Source organism: Rhizobium album, assembly GCF_003122325.1.
GTDB lineage: Bacteria > Pseudomonadota > Alphaproteobacteria > Rhizobiales > Rhizobiaceae > Metarhizobium > Metarhizobium album.
This window is the reverse complement of the sequence record NZ_QFBC01000015.1, coordinates 69,727-89,712: the sequence shown is the minus strand read 5'-3', so window position 1 is coordinate 89,712 and position 19,986 is coordinate 69,727. Positions and strand designations below refer to the sequence as shown.

General features: G+C 63.9%; 16 protein-coding genes. 2 read left to right on the top strand and 14 right to left on the bottom strand.

Translation table 11 applies throughout. From position 1 onward, the window contains the following. Positions 1 to 328: 328 nt before the first annotated feature. Positions 329 to 1,699, top strand: a complete 1,371-nt coding sequence (otsA, locus tag DEM27_RS25235; protein ID WP_109461013.1) for an alpha,alpha-trehalose-phosphate synthase (UDP-forming) — start codon at positions 329 to 331, stop codon at positions 1,697 to 1,699. A gap of 78 nt (positions 1,700 to 1,777) precedes the next feature. Here the strand turns inward: otsA and DEM27_RS25230 are convergent, their stop codons facing one another. Together DEM27_RS25230 and DEM27_RS25225 are read right to left on the bottom strand one after the other, a co-directional pair. Beyond that, entirely contained in the window at positions 1,778 to 2,869 is a 1,092-nt protein-coding gene (locus DEM27_RS25230) for an isocitrate/isopropylmalate dehydrogenase family protein (protein WP_109461012.1), read from the bottom strand. 11 nt (positions 2,870 to 2,880) lie between these two features. Next, on the bottom strand, positions 2,881 to 3,627 hold the full coding sequence (locus tag DEM27_RS25225) for a glucose 1-dehydrogenase (protein ID WP_109461011.1): 747 nt from the start codon (positions 3,625 to 3,627) through the stop codon (positions 2,881 to 2,883). 160 nt (positions 3,628 to 3,787) lie between these two features. Here DEM27_RS25225 and DEM27_RS25220 point away from each other — a divergent pair, with 160 nt between their 5' ends. Further along, positions 3,788 to 5,284: an aldehyde dehydrogenase family protein gene (locus tag DEM27_RS25220; RefSeq protein ID WP_109461010.1), complete on the top strand. Its 1,497-nt coding sequence runs from the start codon at positions 3,788 to 3,790 to the stop codon at positions 5,282 to 5,284. Between the two features lie 12 nt (positions 5,285 to 5,296). Here the strand turns inward: DEM27_RS25220 and DEM27_RS25215 are convergent, their stop codons facing one another. The 12 genes from DEM27_RS25215 to DEM27_RS25160 all read right to left on the bottom strand — a co-directional run bounded on the left by DEM27_RS25215 (position 5,297) and on the right by DEM27_RS25160 (position 19,979). Beyond that, on the bottom strand, positions 5,297 to 6,193 hold the full coding sequence (locus tag DEM27_RS25215; protein ID WP_109461009.1) for a LysR family transcriptional regulator: 897 nt from the start codon (positions 6,191 to 6,193) through the stop codon (positions 5,297 to 5,299). A gap of 95 nt (positions 6,194 to 6,288) precedes the next feature. After that, on the bottom strand, positions 6,289 to 7,782 hold the full coding sequence (locus tag DEM27_RS25210; RefSeq protein ID WP_109461008.1) for a sugar ABC transporter ATP-binding protein: 1,494 nt from the start codon (positions 7,780 to 7,782) through the stop codon (positions 6,289 to 6,291). After that, positions 7,779 to 8,870, bottom strand: coding sequence for an NHL repeat-containing protein (locus DEM27_RS25205; RefSeq protein WP_109461007.1), 1,092 nt, complete (start codon positions 8,868 to 8,870; stop codon positions 7,779 to 7,781). The genes DEM27_RS25210 and DEM27_RS25205 overlap by 4 nt, the downstream gene beginning before the upstream one ends. After that, positions 8,867 to 10,984 (bottom strand): ABC transporter permease, encoded by a 2,118-nt coding sequence (locus DEM27_RS25200; protein ID WP_109461006.1) that lies wholly within the window; start codon positions 10,982 to 10,984, stop codon positions 8,867 to 8,869. Before DEM27_RS25200 ends, DEM27_RS25205 begins: the two co-directional genes overlap by 4 nt. 12 nt (positions 10,985 to 10,996) lie before the next feature. Beyond that, positions 10,997 to 12,013, bottom strand: a complete 1,017-nt coding sequence (locus tag DEM27_RS25195; RefSeq protein WP_109461005.1) for a sugar ABC transporter substrate-binding protein — start codon at positions 12,011 to 12,013, stop codon at positions 10,997 to 10,999. A 32-nt stretch (positions 12,014 to 12,045) separates the two neighbouring features. Continuing rightward, positions 12,046 to 13,035 carry an ABC transporter permease gene (locus DEM27_RS25190; RefSeq protein ID WP_109461004.1) on the bottom strand — a complete coding sequence of 330 codons (990 nt, stop codon included), beginning with the start codon at positions 13,033 to 13,035 and terminating at the stop codon, positions 12,046 to 12,048. 302 nt (positions 13,036 to 13,337) lie between these two features. After that, complete coding sequence (locus DEM27_RS25185; protein ID WP_109461003.1) at positions 13,338 to 14,276, bottom strand: choline/ethanolamine kinase family protein; 939 nt, start codon at positions 14,274 to 14,276, stop codon at positions 13,338 to 13,340. 13 nt (positions 14,277 to 14,289) lie between these two features. Further along, the gene (locus DEM27_RS25180) at positions 14,290 to 15,219 is read right to left on the bottom strand and encodes a phosphotransferase (RefSeq protein WP_109461002.1); all 930 of its coding nucleotides are present in this window, start codon (positions 15,217 to 15,219) and stop codon (positions 14,290 to 14,292) included. Between the two features lie 10 nt (positions 15,220 to 15,229). Then, entirely contained in the window at positions 15,230 to 16,507 is a 1,278-nt protein-coding gene (locus DEM27_RS25175; protein ID WP_165823583.1) for a Zn-dependent hydrolase, read from the bottom strand. After that, positions 16,500 to 17,258 (bottom strand): DeoR/GlpR family DNA-binding transcription regulator, encoded by a 759-nt coding sequence (locus tag DEM27_RS25170; RefSeq protein ID WP_109461000.1) that lies wholly within the window; start codon positions 17,256 to 17,258, stop codon positions 16,500 to 16,502. Before DEM27_RS25170 ends, DEM27_RS25175 begins: the two co-directional genes overlap by 8 nt. Further along, positions 17,248 to 19,071: a dipeptide ABC transporter ATP-binding protein gene (locus DEM27_RS25165; protein ID WP_109460999.1), complete on the bottom strand. Its 1,824-nt coding sequence runs from the start codon at positions 19,069 to 19,071 to the stop codon at positions 17,248 to 17,250. Before DEM27_RS25165 ends, DEM27_RS25170 begins: the two co-directional genes overlap by 11 nt. After that, positions 19,071 to 19,979, bottom strand: a complete 909-nt coding sequence (locus DEM27_RS25160) for an ABC transporter permease (RefSeq protein ID WP_245446102.1) — start codon at positions 19,977 to 19,979, stop codon at positions 19,071 to 19,073. The genes DEM27_RS25165 and DEM27_RS25160 overlap by 1 nt, the downstream gene beginning before the upstream one ends. Between the last annotated feature and the right edge of the window lie 7 nt (positions 19,980 to 19,986).

Below are 19,986 nucleotides of genomic sequence, written 5' to 3'. Positions count from 1 at the left end.
GCGCAACCGCGAAAAACGGTAACGCTTCCTTACAAGAAATCACACGTCGTGAAAAGACATAATGCCGCATGTGCGACAACGCGATCGCTTGGCTTTTCCGGCTGTTGTTTCTTGCCTTTCCGGCAAACCGCCATAAATGCGCCCCAATGACACATCGACCAAGACGCTGCCGGGCAAAAAACACCCGGCAGATCCTACGCCATGCGGGAGTATTTTTTCTCCTGCTTTTTCTCACTGACATCCAGCAGCGCAACTTGCCCACCGGACTCGGCCCCGCGCCTGCCGGACATGATGCTGCAGGTTTTCGCAGTAAAAAGGGAGGATCGGTTTGAGCCGTCTCGTGGTTGTTTCCAATCGTGTTCCCATTCCCGACAAGACGGGTGCTGCCCCCGCCGGCGGCCTGGCCGTCGCTCTTGAAGCCGCCCTGCAGGAACGGGGCGGCCTCTGGCTCGGATGGTCGGGCCAGACAAGCGAAACGGACGAGCCGGGTCCGTTGCGCACCGAAACCCTCGGTCCGATCACCTACGCCCTGACAGACCTGACCAGGACGGATGTGGACGAATATTATTTCGGCTTCGCCAACCGCGTACTCTGGCCGATCTGCCACTATCGCCTGGACCTTGCGGAATATGCGCGCAGGGAGATGGCCGGTTATTTTCGCGTCAACCGCTTCTTCGCCGAACGTCTGGCGCCGCTGCTGCAGCCGGACGACGTCATCTGGATCCACGACTATCACCTGATCCCGCTGGCCGGCGAATTGCGGCGCATGGGTTTCAAGAACCGCATCGGCTTCTTCCTGCATATCCCCTGGCCGCCGGCGGATATCCTGCTGGCGATGCCGGTGCACGAGGAGATCATGCGGTCCCTGTCGCAATACGATCTCGTCGGCTTCCAGACCGATCACGACCTCGAAAACTTCCTCGGCTGCCTCAAGCGCGAAGGCATGGGCCAGGCACTGGACGAGGGCCGGATCCAGACCGAGGACCGGATTTTCCGCGGCGGCGTCTATTCGATCGGCATCGAAACCAGCGCTTTCGCGGAATTCGCCGAAAAAGCCGCCGGCAATCCGACGGTGCGCAGGACCAAACGCAGCATCGAAGATCGAAAACTGATCATCGGCGTCGACCGGCTCGATTATTCCAAGGGCCTCACCCAGCGCATCGATGCCTTCGAGCGCTTCGTCGTCGGTTATCCGGCCTATCATGGCAAGGTGACCTTCCTGCAGATCACGCCGAAATCGCGCTCCGAGGTTCCGGAATACGAAGCGATGCAGCGGGCGCTGGCCGAGCAGGCCGGTCGGGTCAACGGCAGCATCGGCGCCGTCGACTGGGTGCCGATCCGCTACATCAACCGCTCGATCGCCCGGCCGGTGCTCGCCGGCCTCTACCGCCTGGCGAGGGTCGGTCTTGTGACGCCGCTGCGCGACGGCATGAACCTGGTCGCCAAGGAATATATCGCGGCGCAGGATCCGGAAGATCCGGGCGTTCTGGTGCTTTCGCGGTTTGCCGGCGCCGCCCGCTCGATGAAAGGCGCCCTGCTGGTCAATCCTTATGATGTCGAGGGCATCGCCCATGCCCTGTCGCGGGCGCTGGCGATGCCGCTCGACGAACGCAAGGATCGCTGGCGGGTCAGCATGGACGATCTGCTCGCCAACGACGTGACGCGATGGTGCGACGATTTTCTGCGCGATCTTGGCTGACGTCCTGCCGATCAGGCGGTCGCCATCGCCAAACGATGTGGAAGCCCCACGTTGGTCCGGCAGGCCGACGCCTCGCCGTCAGGCAGCGAGGCGAGCGCACAGGGCCCTGGTGATCTCCACCGTCGAATTGACGCCGCCGAGATCGCGGCTGAGCATGCCTTCCTGCATCGCCGTGCCCACGGCCTGCCGGATACGCTTTGCCGCCTCGGTGAGCCGTGCATCGTCGTGCCGCCCGCCCAGCCATTCGAGCATCGAGGCGGCGGAAAGCACCGTTCCGTAGGGATTGGCGACCCCCTTGCCGGCAATATCCGGTGCCGAACCGTGTGCCGCCTGGAAGAGACCCTGCGACAGCCCGACCTCGGCCGATGGCGCCAGCCCCATGCCGCCGATGGTCGCCGCCGCAAGATCCGACAGGATGTCGCCGAACATGTTTTCAGTGACGATGATGTTGAAATGCCCGGGCTTGAGCACGAGATGCATGGCCATGGCATCGACGAGAGCGTGTTCGGCTTCGATATCAGGATAATCGCGGGCAACCTCGTCGAAGACCGAGCGGAAGAAGGCGTAGCTGCGCAAGACGTTCGCCTTGTCGCAACAGGTCACCCGCTTCACGCCGTCGGCCGGCGCCCCTTTGCCGGCGCGCGCCAGCTCGAAAGCCTTGCGAACGATCCGCTCGACGCCGCGGCGGGTCTGCACCAGCGTATCGACCGCCACTTCGCCGCGCAGCTGGGCGCCGGCGCCGCGGGCGGCATAGAGGCCCTCGCTGTTTTCCCGCAGGATGATGTAATCGATATCGCCGGCCTTGACCGCTGCGAGCGGGCTACGCACGCCGTCGAACAGCCGGATCGGGCGGATATTGGCGAACAGGTCAAGCTCGAAGCGCAGGCGCAGCGTGAAATCCAGCCCTGCCTCGGTGCCGTCTGGGTGGACGATGCCGGGAATGCCGGCGGCGCCGTGCAGGATGGCATCGGCGGCGCGGCAGGCGGCGAAGGTCGTTTCCGGAAAGCTCTCCCCCGTTGCGACGAACAGATCGGCGCCGGCGGGATGCTCGGAAAAGACGAGCGGCGAGGACGGCCCGAGCGCCGCACGCAAAACCTCGACCGTCGCACCGCACACTTCCGGCCCGATGCCGTCGCCATGGACGACGGCAATATCATAATGGTCTTTCATCGTCGCTCCGTTCAGATGCAGCGGCCGCCGTCGACTTCCATGGCGACGCCGGTGATCATGCTCGCCTCGTCGGAGCACAGGAAAGCCGCGGCATTGCCCATGTCCTCCGGAGTCGAGAACCGGCCAAGCGGGATGGTCGACAGGAATTTCGCCCGCACTTCCGGCGTATCGGCTCCCATGAAGGTTTTCAGCAGCGGCGTGTCGCCGGCCACCGGATTGATAGCGTTGACGCGAATGCCGAACGGCGCCAGCTCGACGGCCATGCCGCGTGTCGCGGTAATCACCCAGCCTTTCGAGGCATTGTACCAGGTCAGGTTGGGACGCGGCGAAACGCCGCCGGTAGACGCGACGTTGAGGATCGCTCCGCTCTTCTGGCCCTTGAACAGCGGCACGATCGCCCGCGCGCCAAAATAGATCGAACGCATGTTGACGTTGGCGATGCGATCGAAGGTCGCTTCGTCGATATCGTCCAGCGGCGTGGGCACGTGGCCGACACCGGCATTGTTGACGAGGATATCGAGGCGGCCGAAACGCCCGATCGCCGTATCGCGCGCCTTCTCGAAACCTTCCGCACTGGCGACGTCGGCGACCAGCGGCTCGATCGCGGCCTGGTCTCTGGCAGCAACGCGCGCCGCATTCGCCTCGTCGCGATCGACGAGCACGACCTTTGCGCCCTCGGCCACGAATTTGCGGACGATCCCCTCCCCGAAGCCGGATCCGCCGCCCGTTATGATTGCAGTCTTGCCTTCCAGTCGCATCGCACTCCTCCATCTGCCGATAGACAATCGGGGAAGACGGCGCCGATAGGTAGTCCGATTATCTGAACGCCTTATTAGGTTTCCTTGTTTGTACGACCGGCGCCGACGTCGGATACCATGTCGTAAAATGACATAACGCCGCTTGCGGCGAGGAGGAGACATGACCATCGCATTCGACCCGAAAGCCCGGGCGGAGACGCTGTATACGGGAGAGTTCCGACCGATGTTCATCGGCGGCAACTGGGTTCCGGCGCAATCGGGCGAGGTTCTGGAAAGTCGCAACCCGGCGACCGGCAAGCTCCTGGCGACGGTACCGCGAGGCGCGGCCGCCGATGTCGAAGCGGCAGTCCAGGCGGCACGCACAGCCTTCGAAGGCCCGTGGTCGAAATTCAAGCCTTACGAGCGCCAGGCGCTGCTGCTCAAGATCGCCGATCTCTTCGAGCAGAACTGGGAAGAACTCTGCCTTTCGGACACGCTCGACATGGGCATGCCGATCAGCCGAACGCTTGCCAACCGCCGCCGCGTCATCGGCATGCTGCGTTTCTACGCCGGCCAGGCGACGGCGATCCATGGCGAAGTGATCGAAAACTCCATTCCGGGCGAAATCGTCACCTTCACCCGCAAGGAGCCGGTCGGCGTCGTCGGCGCGATCATTCCGTGGAACGCGCCGATCGCCGCCTCGATCTGGAAGATCGGCCCGGCGCTGGCGACAGGTTGCACCGTGGTGCTGAAACCATCGGAGGAAGCGCCGCTGACGCCGCTCCTGATCGCAAAGCTGATGCAGCAGGCCGGCGTGCCGGATGGCGTCGTCAATATCGTGACCGGAACCGGGGCCGAGGCCGGCGCGCCGCTCTCACTGCATCCCGGCGTCGACAAGATCGTCTTCACCGGCTCGACGGCAACGGGGCAGGCGATTGCACGGGCCGGAACCGCCAATCTAAAGCGCGTCTCGCTGGAACTCGGCGGCAAGTCGCCGATGATCATCTGCCGCGATGCCGATATCGACCGCGCCGTGCCGGTGGCGGCCATGGCCGTGTTCGCCAATTCGGGCCAGATCTGCATCGCCGGTTCCCGGCTTTTCGTGGCACGCGAGATCCATGACGAATTCATTCGCCGCGTCGCCGACTTCGCGCTGAAGCTGCGCATCGGCAACGGGCTGGAAGAACAGACCGAGGTCGGCCCGATCATCAGCAGCCGCCAGGCCGGCAAGGTGGAGGGGTACATCGAGGTCGGCAGGAAGGAAGGGGCCGATCTCGTGGTCGGCGGCGAACGTCTTTCCGGGCCGGATTTCGATGGCGGAAACTTCATCGCGCCGACCGTCTTCGGCGCCGTCACCGACGGGATGACGATTGCGCGCGAAGAAATCTTCGGACCGGTGATTTCCGCCCTGCCCTTCGATACGCTCGACGAGGTCGTCGCCCGCGCCAACGCCACGCCCTACGGCCTGGCAGCAGGCGTGTTCACCAGCAATGTCGGCACGGCGCACAAGCTGACGCAGCGGATCAAGGCCGGCACCGTCTGGGTCAACATGTACCATGCGCTCGACCCCGCCGTTCCCTTCGGCGGCATGAAGATGTCCGGTTACGGCCGCGAGGGCGGCGTCGAACATCTTGGCGAGTATCTCGAAACCAAGGCGGTGTGGATCCAGACCGATTGATGGCGAAAGCCCTCAGGCCAGCTCCCTGAGATTGGTGCGGATCAGGCTCATCAGCTGCTCGGAAAAGCTGTGATGCACATAGCCCCGGGCGGTGATGATGCCGACGGAGCGGCGGGCCTGGGGATGGGCGATCGGCACCACCCGCAACCCGTCGTCGCGGCGCGAACTGACCGCGATGCTCGGCACGATGCAGACGCCGAGGCCGGCGGTCGCCAGCGCCAGGGCCGTCTGCGTGCTCTCCACTTCGTATTGCGCGTTGAAACTGATGCCTTCGTCGGCGACCAGCCGGTCGAGCAGGCCGCGCACCGCCGTCTTGTCGTTCAGGAGAATGAGCGGAATGCCCGCGAAGGACGACAGGGTGAAGGACTTTTGGCCCTTGTCGAAATCCGGTGGCACGGCGGCCACCAGCGGATCGTCGATGATCGATTCGAATTGGAAATCGGCGAGGTTGGGCACTTCCGGCCCGATGTAGAATTCCACTTCCTGCTCCTGCAGCAGAAGCAGCGCCGCGCTCGGCGGCGTTTCCTTCACCTCGACGATGCTGCGCGGATACCGCAGCTTGAAGGTGGCCAGGATGTCGCCGAGACGGCTGGCGGCGAGCGTCGGTGCACAGGCGATGTGCACCCGTCCCTTGCGCTGGGCGGCAATTTCCGTAAGACGATCAAGGCCGGACTGGACGTCGGTCATCGCCCGGCGAATCTGCTCGAACAGGATCTTGCCTTCCGGTGTCAGGTTGGCGCGCTGCGGCGTGCGAATGAACAAGCTTATGCCGACCTGCTCCTCCAGATCGCGGATTTGCATGCTGACCGCCGAAGCCGAGCGGTTGCTCTCTTCGGCCGCACGTCGAAAACTGCCATGTTCTGCCGCAAGAAGGAATGTCTGCAGAAGCTTGAGATTGACGTTGCTCATCGCCTCATGGGTACCTGTTCTCCATGCGGCAAAGATAAGCGCCCCTTATCGCAAAAATGCAAGGCCACACGGCGGCTAAACCGGCAGATATGCAATCAATGCACTGCTGCGAACATGACCCGCTCCTCCGTGGCATCCGACACCATGAATTCCTCGACGATGCGCCCACGCTTGGCGACGAGAATCCGGTCGGAAACCGCCATGATTTCAGGCAGGTAGGAGGAGATGACGACGACCGCCATGCCCTGGTCGGCAAGCTCGCCGATCAGCTGGTGGATCTCGACGATGGCGCCGACGTCGACACCGCGGGTCGGCTCGTCGAAGATGATCAGCTTCGGCTGCTGGATCAGCGCCTTGGCGATGACCACCTTCTGCTGGTTGCCGCCGGAAAGTTCGATCATGCGGGCGCGATCGCTGATCGCCTTGAGCTTCAGCCGCTCGCCCCATTCCTTGGCGAGAACGCGCGCCCGCGACATGGAAACGACGCTGAGCGGATTGCTGCCATTCGAGAGTTCGCTGATCTGCAGGTTTTCACCCACCGTCATCGTCTCGAAGAAACCGTCGAACTTGCGGTCCTCGGTGACGTAGACGATACCGTCGAGCATCGCCGGGCGCGGCACCCGGTAACGGACCGAACGGCCGTTGAGGCGGATTTCGCCGCCGTGGAACAGGTTGCGTTTCATCACCCCGGAGATCACCTTGGCCATCTCCGTGCGGCCGGCACCGACGAGCCCGAACATGCCCGTCACCTGCCCGGCAAAGACCGAAAAGGACGAATTGCGCACCAGGCCGGCGCAGGAGAGGTTTTCGACCGACAACACCTTTTCGCCATAGGGCCGCGGCGTACGTGAGGCCGAGCCGTGCAGCGTTTCGGTCAGGCTGCGGCCGACCATCGCCTGCACGATCGACGAACGCGTAAAATCTTTCGCTTCGCCGGAGGCCACCACCTCGCCGTCCCGCATGACGGTGATGCGGTCGGCCGCTTCGAGTGCTTCTTCCAGCGCGTGGGTGATGAAAACGATCGAGACGCCGCTTTCCACCAGCCTTTTGATGAGGTTGAAGAAATGCCGCTTTTCTTCCGGCGTCAGGGTGGCGGTCGGCTCGTCGAAGACGATGACGCGGGCCTTGTGGTGCACGGCGCGGGCGATTTCCACCATCTGCTTGTGCGCCGCGCCGAGCGTCGAGACCTGTGCCGTTGGATCGACCTGGAAACCCATGCCGACGAGGAACTGGCGCGCCTGGATGTAGAGGCCGCGCAGGCGATTGAACATTTTCTCTTCACCGAGATAAATGTTCTGCGCCACCGTCATCGCCGGGACGAGGTTGGTCTCCTGGAAGACCATGACGATACCCTTGTCGAGCGCGTCCTTCGGCGAGGAGAAGCTGACCTCGCGGCCATCGAGCAGAAGCTTGCCTTCGGTGAGCTTGTAGACGCCGGCCATCACTTTGGTGAGCGTCGATTTGCCCGCGCCGTTTTCGCCGAGCAATGCGTGGATTTCGCCCTTGCGCAGCGAAAAATTGACGTTCTTGAAGGCCGCAAGCCCGCCGAACGTCTTGGTTGCGGTCTGAAATGCGATGATGTCGGTCATCTCTGGAACTCCCGATGTCCGTTCGCCACGCCGGGCAGCCGCAGGATGCGGCCGCCGCCCCGCGAGGCGACCAGCAGATCGTCGCCCACTTCGCAGGCCGCCACCGTGCCGTGCGCCGTGCCGTCGGCGCGGGAATGAAAACTGGCGAGCGGCCGCATGCGCGCATCGCAATTGGCAACCAGTCCGTAGGAGCGGGTGACGGCGTAAGGTTTCAGCACGCCCATCTGTTTCAGCTGGCTGCCCTGCATCGGCTCGCGGAACGACAGGCCGGAGGCAAGCGAAGGCGCCATCCAGAAAGGTTCCGGCACCTCCGCCAGCATCCGCGCCCTGTAGGTATCCTCACGCAGGATGAATTCGACGAGCTGGTTGCGGACGGAATAGAAGGACAGCCAGTAGCCGGCGTCATAGGCCGGGGAAATGCGGGCCGGATAGGCCGGAAGGTGCTCCAGAACCGGCTCGCGCGCGCCTGAACTGAGATCGATCGCCAGCACCCGGTGGCGCCAGGATTCCGAGACATAGATGCGGTTCGAGCCTGTCGTGGCGATGCCGGCCGGCCAGGCGAGGCCATCGGCGATGCAGGTTGCGGTGCCCGTCTTGAGGTCGAGTTTCCACAGGCTGCCGGAGGCGCCTTTCTGCATCAGGTCGCGCCGCCATTGCGATGCCGGCACGGCGTCGGAGCCGTTGGCCATCAGCAGCGTGTTGGCATCGAGGAAGGTCAGCGCCGTCACGCAGCCGAATTTGCGGCCGCCCGCATCCTTGAACGTTCGTCCCCCATGCTGTCCGCCCTGGATGACGACGCCATCACCATCGATGCCGATCGCCAGCATGCCCTTGGCGGCGGTGGCGGCACTGATGGGCTGATCGAACTCGGCGATGACCTCGCCTTGCCCGGCAGCTTCATATCGGAAAAGCCTGTTTCCCGAACTCGCCACCAACCCCTTTTCGGTGGCGACAAGATTGTCGGCGCCGGCAAGTTCGGCGAAGGTTTCGGCCTCTTCCAATGCCTGGTTGGGCAGGAGCGGCCCGTCGAGAACCGGCAGCGTGATCGCCCATTCGTCCCGGCCGAGCAATTTGCGAAGGAAATTCATGCCGGTTTCCTCCAGTAGGTATCCACGCCGCACCAGTTGGGGTCGGCATCGGGGAGTGCCAGCGTGCCCATGCGGTTGTTGAAGATGCCGCAGAGATAGAGCACGCCCTTGTGCTCGCGCATGGAGGTGATCATCGGGTGCTTCTGGCCGCCGAGGTCCCAATAGCTTTCCAGGATCCGGCCCTGTTCGTCGAAGCGCAGCACGCAGCCGGTGTTGAGGTTCGGCATCAGCCAGGCATCTTCCGAGACGCGCCGCGCCATGCGGCGGCGGAAGTCCGGCATTTCCAACGACAGGTCCAGCGCCGGCGTGCGCATGCCCATCAGCGCCAGCCAGTAGGTGCCGTCGGAAGCGCGGTTGATGTTGTCGGGATAACCCGGCAGCCCCTCGATCACCCGTTCCACCTGCCCGGTTTTCGGGCCGGCGAAATAATAGCGGTTGATGCGGCAAGCCCAGCTTTCGGCAAACAGCACCGACTGACCGTCATAAGAGGTGCAGACGCCGTTGGGGAAAACCAGGTTGGAGAGGATGGTGCGCGTCGATTTCGTCTTCGGATCGTAGACGATCAGGCGGCCGTTGCCGCGGCTTTCCAGCGCATCCGCATACCAGTCGTGCATCTCGAAACGCACGGTGGCCTCGGAGAAGATGATGCGGCCGTCCGGCAGGATGTCGCAATCGTCGGCAAGCTTCATCGAGCTGTCGTCGGCGACCGAGGTCAGACTGCGGTTGGTTTCTGCCGTCAGCAGGCTGACTTCGCCGGATGGCGTGATCTGGTAGAGGCCCATGCCGCCGATGCAGACGGCCATGTTGCCGGCCTCGTCGAAGGTCATACCCATCGGCGCGCCGCCGATATGGGCGAAGACCTCGTGGCGGGTGTAGTCCGGCGGGAACCAGCGCAGGATGTCGCCGTGGCGACTGCCGGTGTAGAGGTTGTCGTTGCGGTCGAAGATGACGTCTTCGGCGCCGTCGAGGATGCCGAGGCCGATGACGCCGACCTGCCGCAGCCGGTCGTTCGGCGCCATGGGCGAGCCGGATTCCGTCGAAACGGACGGCGGCATCTTGTTGAAGGTCGGCGAGATATAGACGCTGCGCAGGATCTTGTGGCGGTTCTTGACCCAGCGGACGTCGAGGAACACGGCGGCGACCAGCACCAGTCCGAGCACAAAATCGTTGACCGGACCCGGAACGGCAAGCTGCAGCAGGCTGTTGGAGAGGATGAGGACGAAAACCGTGCCCATCAGCGCCTTGGCGACCGAACCGCGGCCGCCGCCGAGCGAAATGCCGCCGAGCACGGTTGCCGTCAGCGCCTGCAGTTCGAGACCGGCGCCGATGTCGGATGCGGCGCTACCGATGCGCGAGGCAAAGAAGAAACCGGCCAGCGCCACCATCATCGAACAGACGATATAGGCGCTGAACACGGTGAGGCGCACATTGACGCCGGCATTGTAGGCCGAACGCCGCGCCCCGCCGACGGCGAGCAACCGCCAGCCATAGCGGCCGCGCGACAGCACGATGTGCAAGGCAATGGCGATGACGGCGAAGACGAGGAATGTCACCGGCGTGCCCAGGAACCGGCCCATGCCGAGATAGTCGTAGAGCGGCGAATCCGGATAGCTGGTGACGATCTCGGTGGAGACCTGCGGAAAGACAATCTCGAAGATCGAACGGAAGATGATCAGGGTGACCAGCGTCGTCAGGAAGGCCCGCATGCGCAGGATGCCGACCATGAAGCCGTTGACGGCACCGCAGGCGAGGCCGACGCCGAGCGTCGCCACAAGTCCGGTGCCGAAACTCCACTGGCCGACATTCATGCCGTAGAGCGTCGCCAGCACCGCCAGCGCAAATGTCGAGCCGACGGAGAGGTCGATGCCGCCGGAGACCATGACGATGGTCAGGCCGAGCACGATCAACCCGAGCTCCGCCGTCTGGCCGCTGAGATTGGCGAGCGTCGACAGCTCGAAGAAACGCGGCACGATGCTGCCGAAGATGGCGATCAGGACCACCAGCGCCATGAAGGGTATGATGCTGTCGATCCATTTCTTACCGAGGATTTCCCCGACCACATGGTCGGGGAAAAACCGGTAGCGCAGGCGTACAAGGCTTTCAGACAGGGTCATCCTGCATTTCCATTACTTGAAGTCGTCAATTTTCCAGCAGTTGCGGCCGGTGGCATTGTCCTTGTCCACGCGGGTGATCGGCCCGAAGAACATGGTCTTTTCCGCGCCGGCTTCCCGCTCCGGATGCTGCAGCAGTTCGGAGATCTGCTGGGCGGCGATTTCGCCCTGGATCGGCGCATTGAAGTTGTAGATCACATCGAGAAGGCCCTTCTTGATGCTTTCGCAACCGGTATCGGCACCCGCGCCGTTGGTGACGATCGTCACCTGATCCTGCTTGCCGGCCGCGAGAACCGCGGCCCCCGCGCCCACTTCGGCATTATCCCAGATGCCCATGATGCCGCAGAGATCTGGATGCTGCTGCAGCACCGTTTCGGTGATCTGGCGCGCCTTTTCGCTGTCATAGTCCGCCGGCTGGTCGGAAACGAGTTCGAGGCCGGGGTTCTCGGCAATGATCTGGTCGATGCCGGTGCGCATGAAGATGTTGGCGGCACCGGTCTGCACGCCGGCCAGCCAGACGATCTTTTTCGACGGCGCGCCCGGCGCCATGCAGGTCCTGGCGAGCTCGCCAGCCTCGAGGCGGCCCATCTCGATCCAGTCGTTACCGACATAGCTGTCGGTCTGGGTGGCGGACTGCATGTTGACCTGCAGCACCTTGATGCCGGCGGATTGCGCCTGCTTCAGCATGCGGGCATAGGTCTGCACATCCGGGTTCTGGACAATCAGCAGGTCCGGCTTTTCCTCGATGGCGCCCTGCAGCGCGCGGATACCGGCGTCGGTGTTCATGTTCGGGTCACGCACTTCGAGCGTGAAACCGTAACGCGCCGCATGACGCTGCCAGACGGTGACCCAGGCCTGGTTCAGGTCCATGCCCTGCGACAGGGGCACGAAGATCACCTTCTTGCCCGTCATCGCTTCCAGATAGGCAGACCGGCCGATCTGCTCGACATCGGCTGCCTGCGCCATATGCGGTGCCTGCACCAGCGAGACTGCCGCAATGGCTGCGAGCAGCAGTTTTTTCATTGTCTTCATGATGTTCTCCTCCACTTCAAAATTCTTGTGCGTCAGATATCGCCGCTCTGCGAGGTCTGCTCGTCGCGCGGGTTGATCACCGCGTCGATGGCGAGCGCGCCGAGCAGGATCACGCTCTTGATCAGGTTTTGGCTGGTGTAGCTGAAATTCAGGATGGTCATGCCGTTGATCAGGATGCCGACCAGGATCGTGCCGACGATGACGTTGCGCACGCCGCCCTGGCCGCCCGACAGGCCGATGCCACCGAGCACCACCACCAGCAGCACGTCGTAGATCAGAGTCGAGTTGTAGAGCCGGGTGTTGATGCCGGTAACGAGGCCAGTCATGATGATACCGGCGATGAAAGCGATCAGCGCGCTGACGACATACTGGGTGATGATCACCGGCCGCGTCGGCAGGCCGGAATTGCGGGCGGCGGCCGGATTGTCGCCGCTGGCATAGACGAGACGGCCAAACCGGGTCTTCTTCAGGAACAGGCTCATCACAAAAGCGACGGCGGCAAAAACCATTACCGACATCGGAATACCGAAAATGGTCCCCGAGCCGATGAAGGTGAGCCATTGGATGTTCGACGGCGCATACAGGACGTCGGAGCTGAACAGGATGCGGCCGGCGCCATAGACCGCCGAGGCGATCGCCAGTGTCGCGAAGATCGGCGGGATTTCGGCGATGGCGACGAGGATGCCGGTGAACAGCCCGAGCAGTGCAACCAGCAGGCCGCCGACGACGATCGCGAAAGTGAAGCTGACGCCCTGCGTCGACAGCCAGATGCTGAACGCCACGCCGACCACCATCACCGCCACCATGGTGAGATCGATGCCGCGGCCGACAACGACAAAACCCATGCCGACGGCCAGCGTCCCGAGGATCGCGACGTTCTTCAGCAGAGCGATGATATTGCCCTGCGACAGGAATTTGTTGAGGAAGATGGAGAAGACCAGGAAAAGCACCACCGAAATGGCGATCACCACGGTTTCCTGATTGATCCTGATGCGCCCCTGCGGTTGCCGCTGTGCTGCCAAAACATATCCTCCCCGTCGCGGCAATCGCCGGCCCGCAGGGCCTGCCGTCCACAACGCCTGTCTTCTGGGCAAAACCCGGAAGTTACCTCCACAACGCTCCGGCTCTCCTCACCGGAACGTGGTCAACATCCCTTTAAAGCACGGGGGGAGCAATTTCGTTTTTCTGACACACTGTACAGGAAAGCGGTTGCTGAGCGGTTGGCGAAGCTTTTCACGCGCAGGAGGTATCGCGCGGAAGCCCGAGCGCGAGGCAAACCGCCGAGCACGACAGCTAGAATTACCGGGTTCGAAGGTCCTGGCCGCTAAACCGCCTTCAGCCATTCGGCCCAGCGCGGATCGCTCATCACGAAACGGGCACGCATGTGCTTCCAGAAGCCGTATTTGAAGAAATCGAAATCGAGGCGGGACACCTGGTTCTGCACCATGGCCCAGGTCGACCATTTCAGGTCGACGAGCGCCTTGAAAAGCGACACCCGCGCCAGCAGGGCGGCATCGATCCGGCCGTAATATTCCTCGATCAGTTCCGCTTCGACCTCCGGCGAAAAACACATCTCGCTGAACCAGAGGGCCAGTTCCGCGGCGCGGTCGTTGGTCGAGGCATATTCGAAATCGACCAGCATCACCCTACGGTCGGCATGCAGCAGGAAATTGCCGGCCAGCGTGTCGTTCATGCAGGGCGCCAGGTCGAGGCCGGAGGCTTCGAGCGCCTGCCGTGCCTCGCGGTAACGAGCATTCAGCCAGCCGAAATCCGACGGGAACTCGCCACCCAGCGCAAGCACCTGCTGGAAATGCTCATCGATCATGTCGAAGGTGGTTTTCACCAAAGAAAGCGACGCGGCATCGTTGAAGGCCTTGAGGGCACGCAGGCCGTTGAAGCGGACGACGGGATCGAGAAAATCGGCATTGGTCGATGTTCTCAGTCCTTCGACGAATTCGCTGACCTCGACGCCGGTATCGGGAAAGAAATCGATGATGCGGGCGCCGACGCCCGCCGCATGCGCCTTGCGCCCCGCTTCGTTGGCCGCCGTGCGGTCGATGAACATTTCCGTGCCTGCGCCGGGGATTTTCACGAAAAAGCTGTGCGGTGCGCCGTCGATGAATACCCGCCAGTTCGGATTGCTGATGCCGCCGGGAACCGGCTCGTAGGCCGCATCCAGCCCGCGCCAGTCCACCGATGCGCCGATCGCCGCCTCGATCGCCTGTTCCGCGACGGTAACACCTTCACCCAGCCTGCGTCTCATTGGATAATCCCCTTCAGACCTGCTTCAGCCACGCCTGATAACGCGGCCCCTCGATGACGGTGCGCGCCCGCAACAGGCGCCATTCGGCATATTTGAAGAACTCGACATGCTTGCGCGGCGAGCGCGCCGCATGGATGAAACCCCAGAGCGCCCACAGCAGGTCGTCCGCCGCACCGTAGAGGCGGGCACGCGCCAGCACCTGCGCATCCGGCTTGCCCGTCGCCATCTCGATCGCCAGCAGCGCCTCGCCGTCGAAGGGCAACAGTTCGGCAAGCACGGTGCCGAGATCGTAGGCCGGGTCCGCCTGCCGCGCCCATTCGAAATCGACGAGGCGAACGGTATTCGAAGGCCCGACCATGACGTTGGAGGAGGCCCCGTCCGCATGGCAGGCAACCATATCGACACCGGAAGCGGCAATCGCCGCCGCAATGTTTTCCACGGCCGCCGAAACCGTCGCGACAGGGGATGGCAAGGGTACATCGGGCGCATCCGCAAGGCGGCGATAGGCCTGTATGAGGTCGAAGACGCTGCGCGTTTGAGCAAGCGGCGTAACACCATGGAACCGTCGTTTTGCCGCCAGCAAGTTTTCCAGAACCGGCGGGCGCCGCAAGACATCCACATGGCCCCAGGACCATTCCTCGCCAAGCGCCTCGAAGATCAGGATGCCGCGGGCGGCATCTGCATGCAGCAGGCGCGGCGCAATGCCGATCTGGCCGGCCTTGCCGCTCGCCTCGATGGCATCTTCGGGATCGATGAAGGCCGCCATGTCCTCGTGCCGGCACTTGACGAAGACCGGCGCCTCGCCGGGTATCGCCGCCAGGCAGCAATGATTTTCGACGGCGCGGTGAACGGGCGACACCACGCCGCCGATCGGCGGCGAAAGCACCGCGCCGGAAAAGCCGGCTTGTTCCAGCGCGGCTTTAATAGGATCGTTGTGCTGCATGGCGCTCCTTCTACACTTTCTGTCCGCCGCCGGCCGGATCTGCGACCAGCCGCCGCAAAACACTCTCCAGCACCGTCAGGCCAGCCTGGAGGTCTTCTGGATGAGTGAATTCGTCGGGATGATGGGCAATGCCGTCGACGCTCGGAACGAAGATCAGCGCCGAGGCGATGCCGCCGTTCTGCAGCGCCACGGCATCGTGGCCGGCAACGGAGCGCATGGTCAGCGGCTCGAAACCCGCAAACCGCGCAATCTCTCCGACAAACGCCATCAGTCCGGCATCCATCTCGGCCGGCGCCCGCAGCGTATCCGCGGCGATCTCCAGCCGCGTCCCCGTGTCGGCAGCCGCCTTGGCGAACACGACCAGTGCCGCCTGCCCGGCTCGGTCGAGTTCGGCGGTATCGAGGCCGCGCAGCTCGAACCAGACGGTGGCGCGCTCCACCACGACGTTCGGCGAGTTCGGCTCGACGACGAGGCGGGCGGCAGAACGGTGGAGATGCGGATAGGCCTGCGCCGTCACCGCCTCGAAACCGGCAATACCCTGCGCCGCCGCCAGCAGCGCATCGCGGCGGTCGGCCATCGGCGTCGGGCCGGTATGGGCGGCGCGGCCGATCCAGGTCGCGGTAATCTTGCGGGCCGCCCAGGTTCCTTCGACGACACCGACGCGGCAACCGGCCTCTGTCAGAATTAGTCCCTGCTCGACATGCAGTTCGACATAGGCGTGCGGGCGCGGCGGCAGGTTTTGCGTCGCGCCGGAAATGCCGATGGCCGCAAGCGCCGCCTTCAGTTCGATGCCGGCGCCATCACGCAACGCCAGTGCCTGCACCAGCGGCAGGGCGCCGGAAAACACGCCGCTGCCGGTCAGGCTCGGCTGATACCGTGCACCTTCCTCGTTGGTCCAGTTGACGACGGCAAGATTGCAGGCCGGTTTGAAGCCGCCCTCGCGGATATCAGACAGAAGCGACAGCGCGCTGCAACCGGCGGCAAGCACGCCGAAGGTGCCGTCGAAACGGCCGCCGCGCGGTTGCGTATCGAGATGGGAACCGGCAAAAATCCACGGCGCCGTGTCGCCCGCCCAGTCGAAGCAGGCGAACTGGTTGCCGACCGCATCCTGCTCCATCCGCGCGCCGCCCTGCGTCATCCAATCGGCAAAGATGGCGCGCGCCGCGCCATCCTCGGCGCTCGCCGCCAGTCGTGTCACGCCCTCGCCGGATCGTGCGCCGATGGCGGAGATACGATCGAAGACCGGGGTCAGCCTGTCGAGGCCGGTTGTTGTCGCTGCCTCAAGCATGGATGATCTCCAGCGGTTCGGCCTTGACCGCGGTCTCGACGGCTTCGGGCGGACGGCGGTCGGTGACGAGCGTGTGCACCCGGTTGAACGGGGCGGTGATGACATTGCCGACCTTGCCGAATTTCGAATGGTCGGCCAGCATGACGCTTCGCGACGTCTGGGCCAGCAGGTTCTGGCGAATACGCGCCTCGTCCTCCTCGAAATCCATGAAACCGTAATCGGCGTTGATGGCGGCGGCCCCCATGAACACCATGTCGAAATGGAATTGCTGGATGTAGGAGATCGTATCGTAGCCGACGAGATCCTGCTCCACCGGCCTGAGCCGGCCGGGCGTCATCTGCACCTGCACGCCGAAATGTTCGCAGGCGGCCTGGGCGATGCGCAGCGAGTTTGTATAGAGCCTGAGCTTCTTGAAGCCGATGAGCCGCCTTGCCAGCGCCAGCGTCGTCGTGCCGGTGTCGAGGAAGATGACGCAGTCGTCGTTGATCAGCCCGCGCGCCAGACCGGCGACCTCGTCCTTTTCGAGCGCGTTCAGCTTGATGCGTTCGGTGATCGGCGTATCGGCGGTGCGTCCGGCCGGGATGGCGCCGCCATGCACGCGGCGGACGACGCCCTCGGCTTCCAGATCCTTGAGATCACGCCGGATCGTTTCGCCGGACACGCCGAATTCCGCCGAAAGCTCCAGGACGCTGACGCGCTGATAGCGGTCCAGCCGCTCCAGAATGACCTCCTTGCGGACTTCACTCGACATCGGCGGTCTCCTTCTCCGTCAGCGCCTCGTGCATGTGCAGACACGCAGCCGCATTGCCGCCGTCGATGACGAGCAGCGGCGGGTCGATCCTCTGACAATCGCCCTGGGCGCGCGGACAACGGGACCGGAACGAACAGCCCGACGGCAACTCGATCGGGCTCGGTGGCTCGCCGTCCAGCAGGTAGCGGGAACGCGGAAAACGATTGTCCTCCAGGGTCGGCATAGCACTGAGCAATGCCCGCGTATAGGGATGATGCGGATGCTCGAACAGGGTGGCATTGTCGGCCAGTTCGACGATGCGGCCGAGATACATCACGGCGATGCGGTGGCACATGCGGCGCACCAGCGCCAGGTCGTGGGAGATGAAGACGTAGGAAAAGCCGTGGGTTGCCTGCAGCCGGGTGAACAGGTCGAGGAGTTCCGCCTGCTCCACCTGGTCGAGCGCCGAGAGCGTTTCGTCGAGGATCAGCAGTTGCGGCTTCAGCACCAGTGCGCGGGCGATGTTGATGCGCTGGCGCTGGCCGGCGCTCAAGCCCACCGGCAGGCGTTCGGCGAACTCCATGCTGAGCCCCACCTCGGCCATGGCCTCCTGAGCCAGACGGGCCGCCTCCGCCTTGCCGACGCCGTGGATCAGCAGCGGTTCCTCGATCATGCGCTGGACCGGCATATTGGCCGGTAGCGAGCCGTAGGGGTCCTGCAAAAGCAATTGGAAGGACTTTCGAAATTCGGTCAGCGACCGGGACGAAAGCTGCGACAGGTCCTTTCCAAGGAAAGCAATGCAACCGCTGTCGGGCTGCTCCAGCCAGGCGAGAAGCCGCGTCAGCGTCGACTTTCCGCAGCCGCTTTCGCCGACGATGCCAAAATTTTCGCGGGCCTTGACGGTGAAGGAGACGCCCCTGATCGCCTTGACCGCGTTGAAACCGTTAAACGTGTTGCGCCGGCGCACCCGGTATGTGCGGGTAACGTTGTCGATTTTCAGCACCGCCTCGGCTTCGGTCGCGACCGGCGCGCTGACATTGTTCCAGATCGGCGGGATGCGCGAAATCAGGGTGCGGGTATAGGCCTGCCCGGGATTGGCGGCGATGTCCTCGGTCCGCCCCTCCTCGACGATCCGGCCGCGCTGCATCACCAGCGTCCGTTCGGCGATCTGCGCCACCACCGGCAGCGACGAGGAGATGAACAGGAAGGCCGTTCCCAGGCTTTGCCGCAGGTCGTCGATCAGGCGGATGATCTGCGCCGCCACGGTGACATCCAGCGGCTGGGTGATGTTGTCGGCGATCACCAGCGACGGGTCGGAAACCAACGCATCGACGATCATAACCCGCTGCATCATGCCGCCGGAAAACTGGAATGGCGCTTCGTGGAAACGCGCATCCGGCGACGGAATGCGGACGCGTCCGAAAAGTTCGAGAACCTTCTCCCGCGCTTCCGCACGCCCGATGCCCGGTTTCACCGAGCGCAGTTTTTCGACGATCTGGCTGCCGATCGACAGGCGCGGATCGAGGGAGCCCATCGGGTTGGCGCCGATGAAGCCGATGCGGTTGCCGCGGATCGCCATCAACTCGCGGCGGTCGGCGGAGAGGATATCCTTCCCCTCGAAAACGACCTTGCCCGAAACGATCTCCAGCGGCGAAGAGATCGCCCGCACCAGTGCCCGGGCGAGAACCGATTTGCCCGATCCCGCTTCGCCGACCAAGCCAAGCACCTCGCCCGGGGCCAGGGCGAAGCCGACATCATCGACCACCCGGCGCGTCTTGCCTGCCCGCTGCAGCTCGACGCCGAGATTGGAAACGGCAAGAATGGGACCGCTCATCACGCCTCTCCTCTCAGCACCGCGTTGCGGGCACGCTCCAGCGCCGAACCCATCAGGTTGAGACAGGTGAGCGAAACCAGCATGAACAGGCCGGGCATGGTGGCGATCCACCAGGCGTTGAGCAAATATTTCCGCGCATCGGCGATGACGTTGCCGAAGGTCGGCGTCGGCGGCTGCACGCCGAGGCCGAGGAACCCGAGGATGGATTCGAAGATCATCATGCGGGCGATATCCAGCACGGCGACGAAGGCGATCGGGGGCAGCACCACGGGGGCGACGAACAGCAGCATGATGCGCAGGTCCGAAGCGCCGAGCACCCGTTCGCCGAGCACGTAACCGCGATTGCGCTCGCCCAGGGCAACGGAGCGGGCGACACGGGCATACAGCGGCCAGCCGGACAGGCCGAGCACGAGGATGATCGCCGGCACCGTCGGCCGGGAGACGCCGAGAATGGTGATGGCGAGGATGATCATAGGGATCGACAGCTGCGCATCGGTCAGCCGCATAATCACCGCATCCGCCCAGCCGCCGCGAAAACCGGCATAAAGGCCGAGGCTGCAGCCGACGATGAACATCAGCACCACGGTGGTGACGCCGATCAGCAGCGAATAACGCAGGCCGACGAGACAGCGCATCAGCACGTCGCGGCCGAGCTGGTCGGTGCCGAGCAGGTAGGGCCATTTCCACCCTTCCGCCGGGAAGGGCGGCAGCAGCTTGGAACTGTAGGCGATCTTCACCGGGTCGATGGAACTGACCAGCGGCAGGAGGATCGCCAGGCCGACAAGTAAGCCGAAACCGATCAGGCCGATGCGGAAATCGCTGCGGGCAAAGGCGATCTGCAGCATGCGCTGCGTCGGCGTGGCGCCGCGCTTGACGGCGGCGGGCGGGACGGCGTTCTCTCGGACGATATCGGTC

What these genes read in the sequence shown, in the direction of transcription:
- DEM27_RS25205 (WP_109461007.1), bottom strand. Translation starts at nt 8,870, where the DNA reads ATGAATTTCCTTCGCAAATTGCTCGGCCGGGACGAATGGGCGATCACG.
- DEM27_RS25170 (WP_109461000.1), bottom strand. Translation starts at nt 17,258, where the DNA reads ATGTCGAGTGAAGTCCGCAAGGAGGTCATTCTGGAGCGGCTGGACCGC.
- DEM27_RS25225 (WP_109461011.1), bottom strand. Translation starts at nt 3,627, where the DNA reads ATGCGACTGGAAGGCAAGACTGCAATCATAACGGGCGGCGGATCCGGC.
- DEM27_RS25180 (WP_109461002.1), bottom strand. Translation starts at nt 15,219, where the DNA reads ATGCAGCACAACGATCCTATTAAAGCCGCGCTGGAACAAGCCGGCTTT.
- DEM27_RS25185 (WP_109461003.1), bottom strand. Translation starts at nt 14,276, where the DNA reads ATGAGACGCAGGCTGGGTGAAGGTGTTACCGTCGCGGAACAGGCGATC.
- DEM27_RS25210 (WP_109461008.1), bottom strand. Translation starts at nt 7,782, where the DNA reads ATGACCGACATCATCGCATTTCAGACCGCAACCAAGACGTTCGGCGGG.
- DEM27_RS25220 (WP_109461010.1), top strand. Translation starts at nt 3,788, where the DNA reads ATGACCATCGCATTCGACCCGAAAGCCCGGGCGGAGACGCTGTATACG.
- DEM27_RS25200 (WP_109461006.1), bottom strand. Translation starts at nt 10,984, where the DNA reads ATGACCCTGTCTGAAAGCCTTGTACGCCTGCGCTACCGGTTTTTCCCC.
- DEM27_RS25195 (WP_109461005.1), bottom strand. Translation starts at nt 12,013, where the DNA reads ATGAAGACAATGAAAAAACTGCTGCTCGCAGCCATTGCGGCAGTCTCG.
- DEM27_RS25215 (WP_109461009.1), bottom strand. Translation starts at nt 6,193, where the DNA reads ATGAGCAACGTCAATCTCAAGCTTCTGCAGACATTCCTTCTTGCGGCA.
- DEM27_RS25165 (WP_109460999.1), bottom strand. Translation starts at nt 19,071, where the DNA reads ATGAGCGGTCCCATTCTTGCCGTTTCCAATCTCGGCGTCGAGCTGCAG.
- DEM27_RS25175 (WP_165823583.1), bottom strand. Translation starts at nt 16,507, where the DNA reads ATGCTTGAGGCAGCGACAACAACCGGCCTCGACAGGCTGACCCCGGTC.
- DEM27_RS25230 (WP_109461012.1), bottom strand. Translation starts at nt 2,869, where the DNA reads ATGAAAGACCATTATGATATTGCCGTCGTCCATGGCGACGGCATCGGG.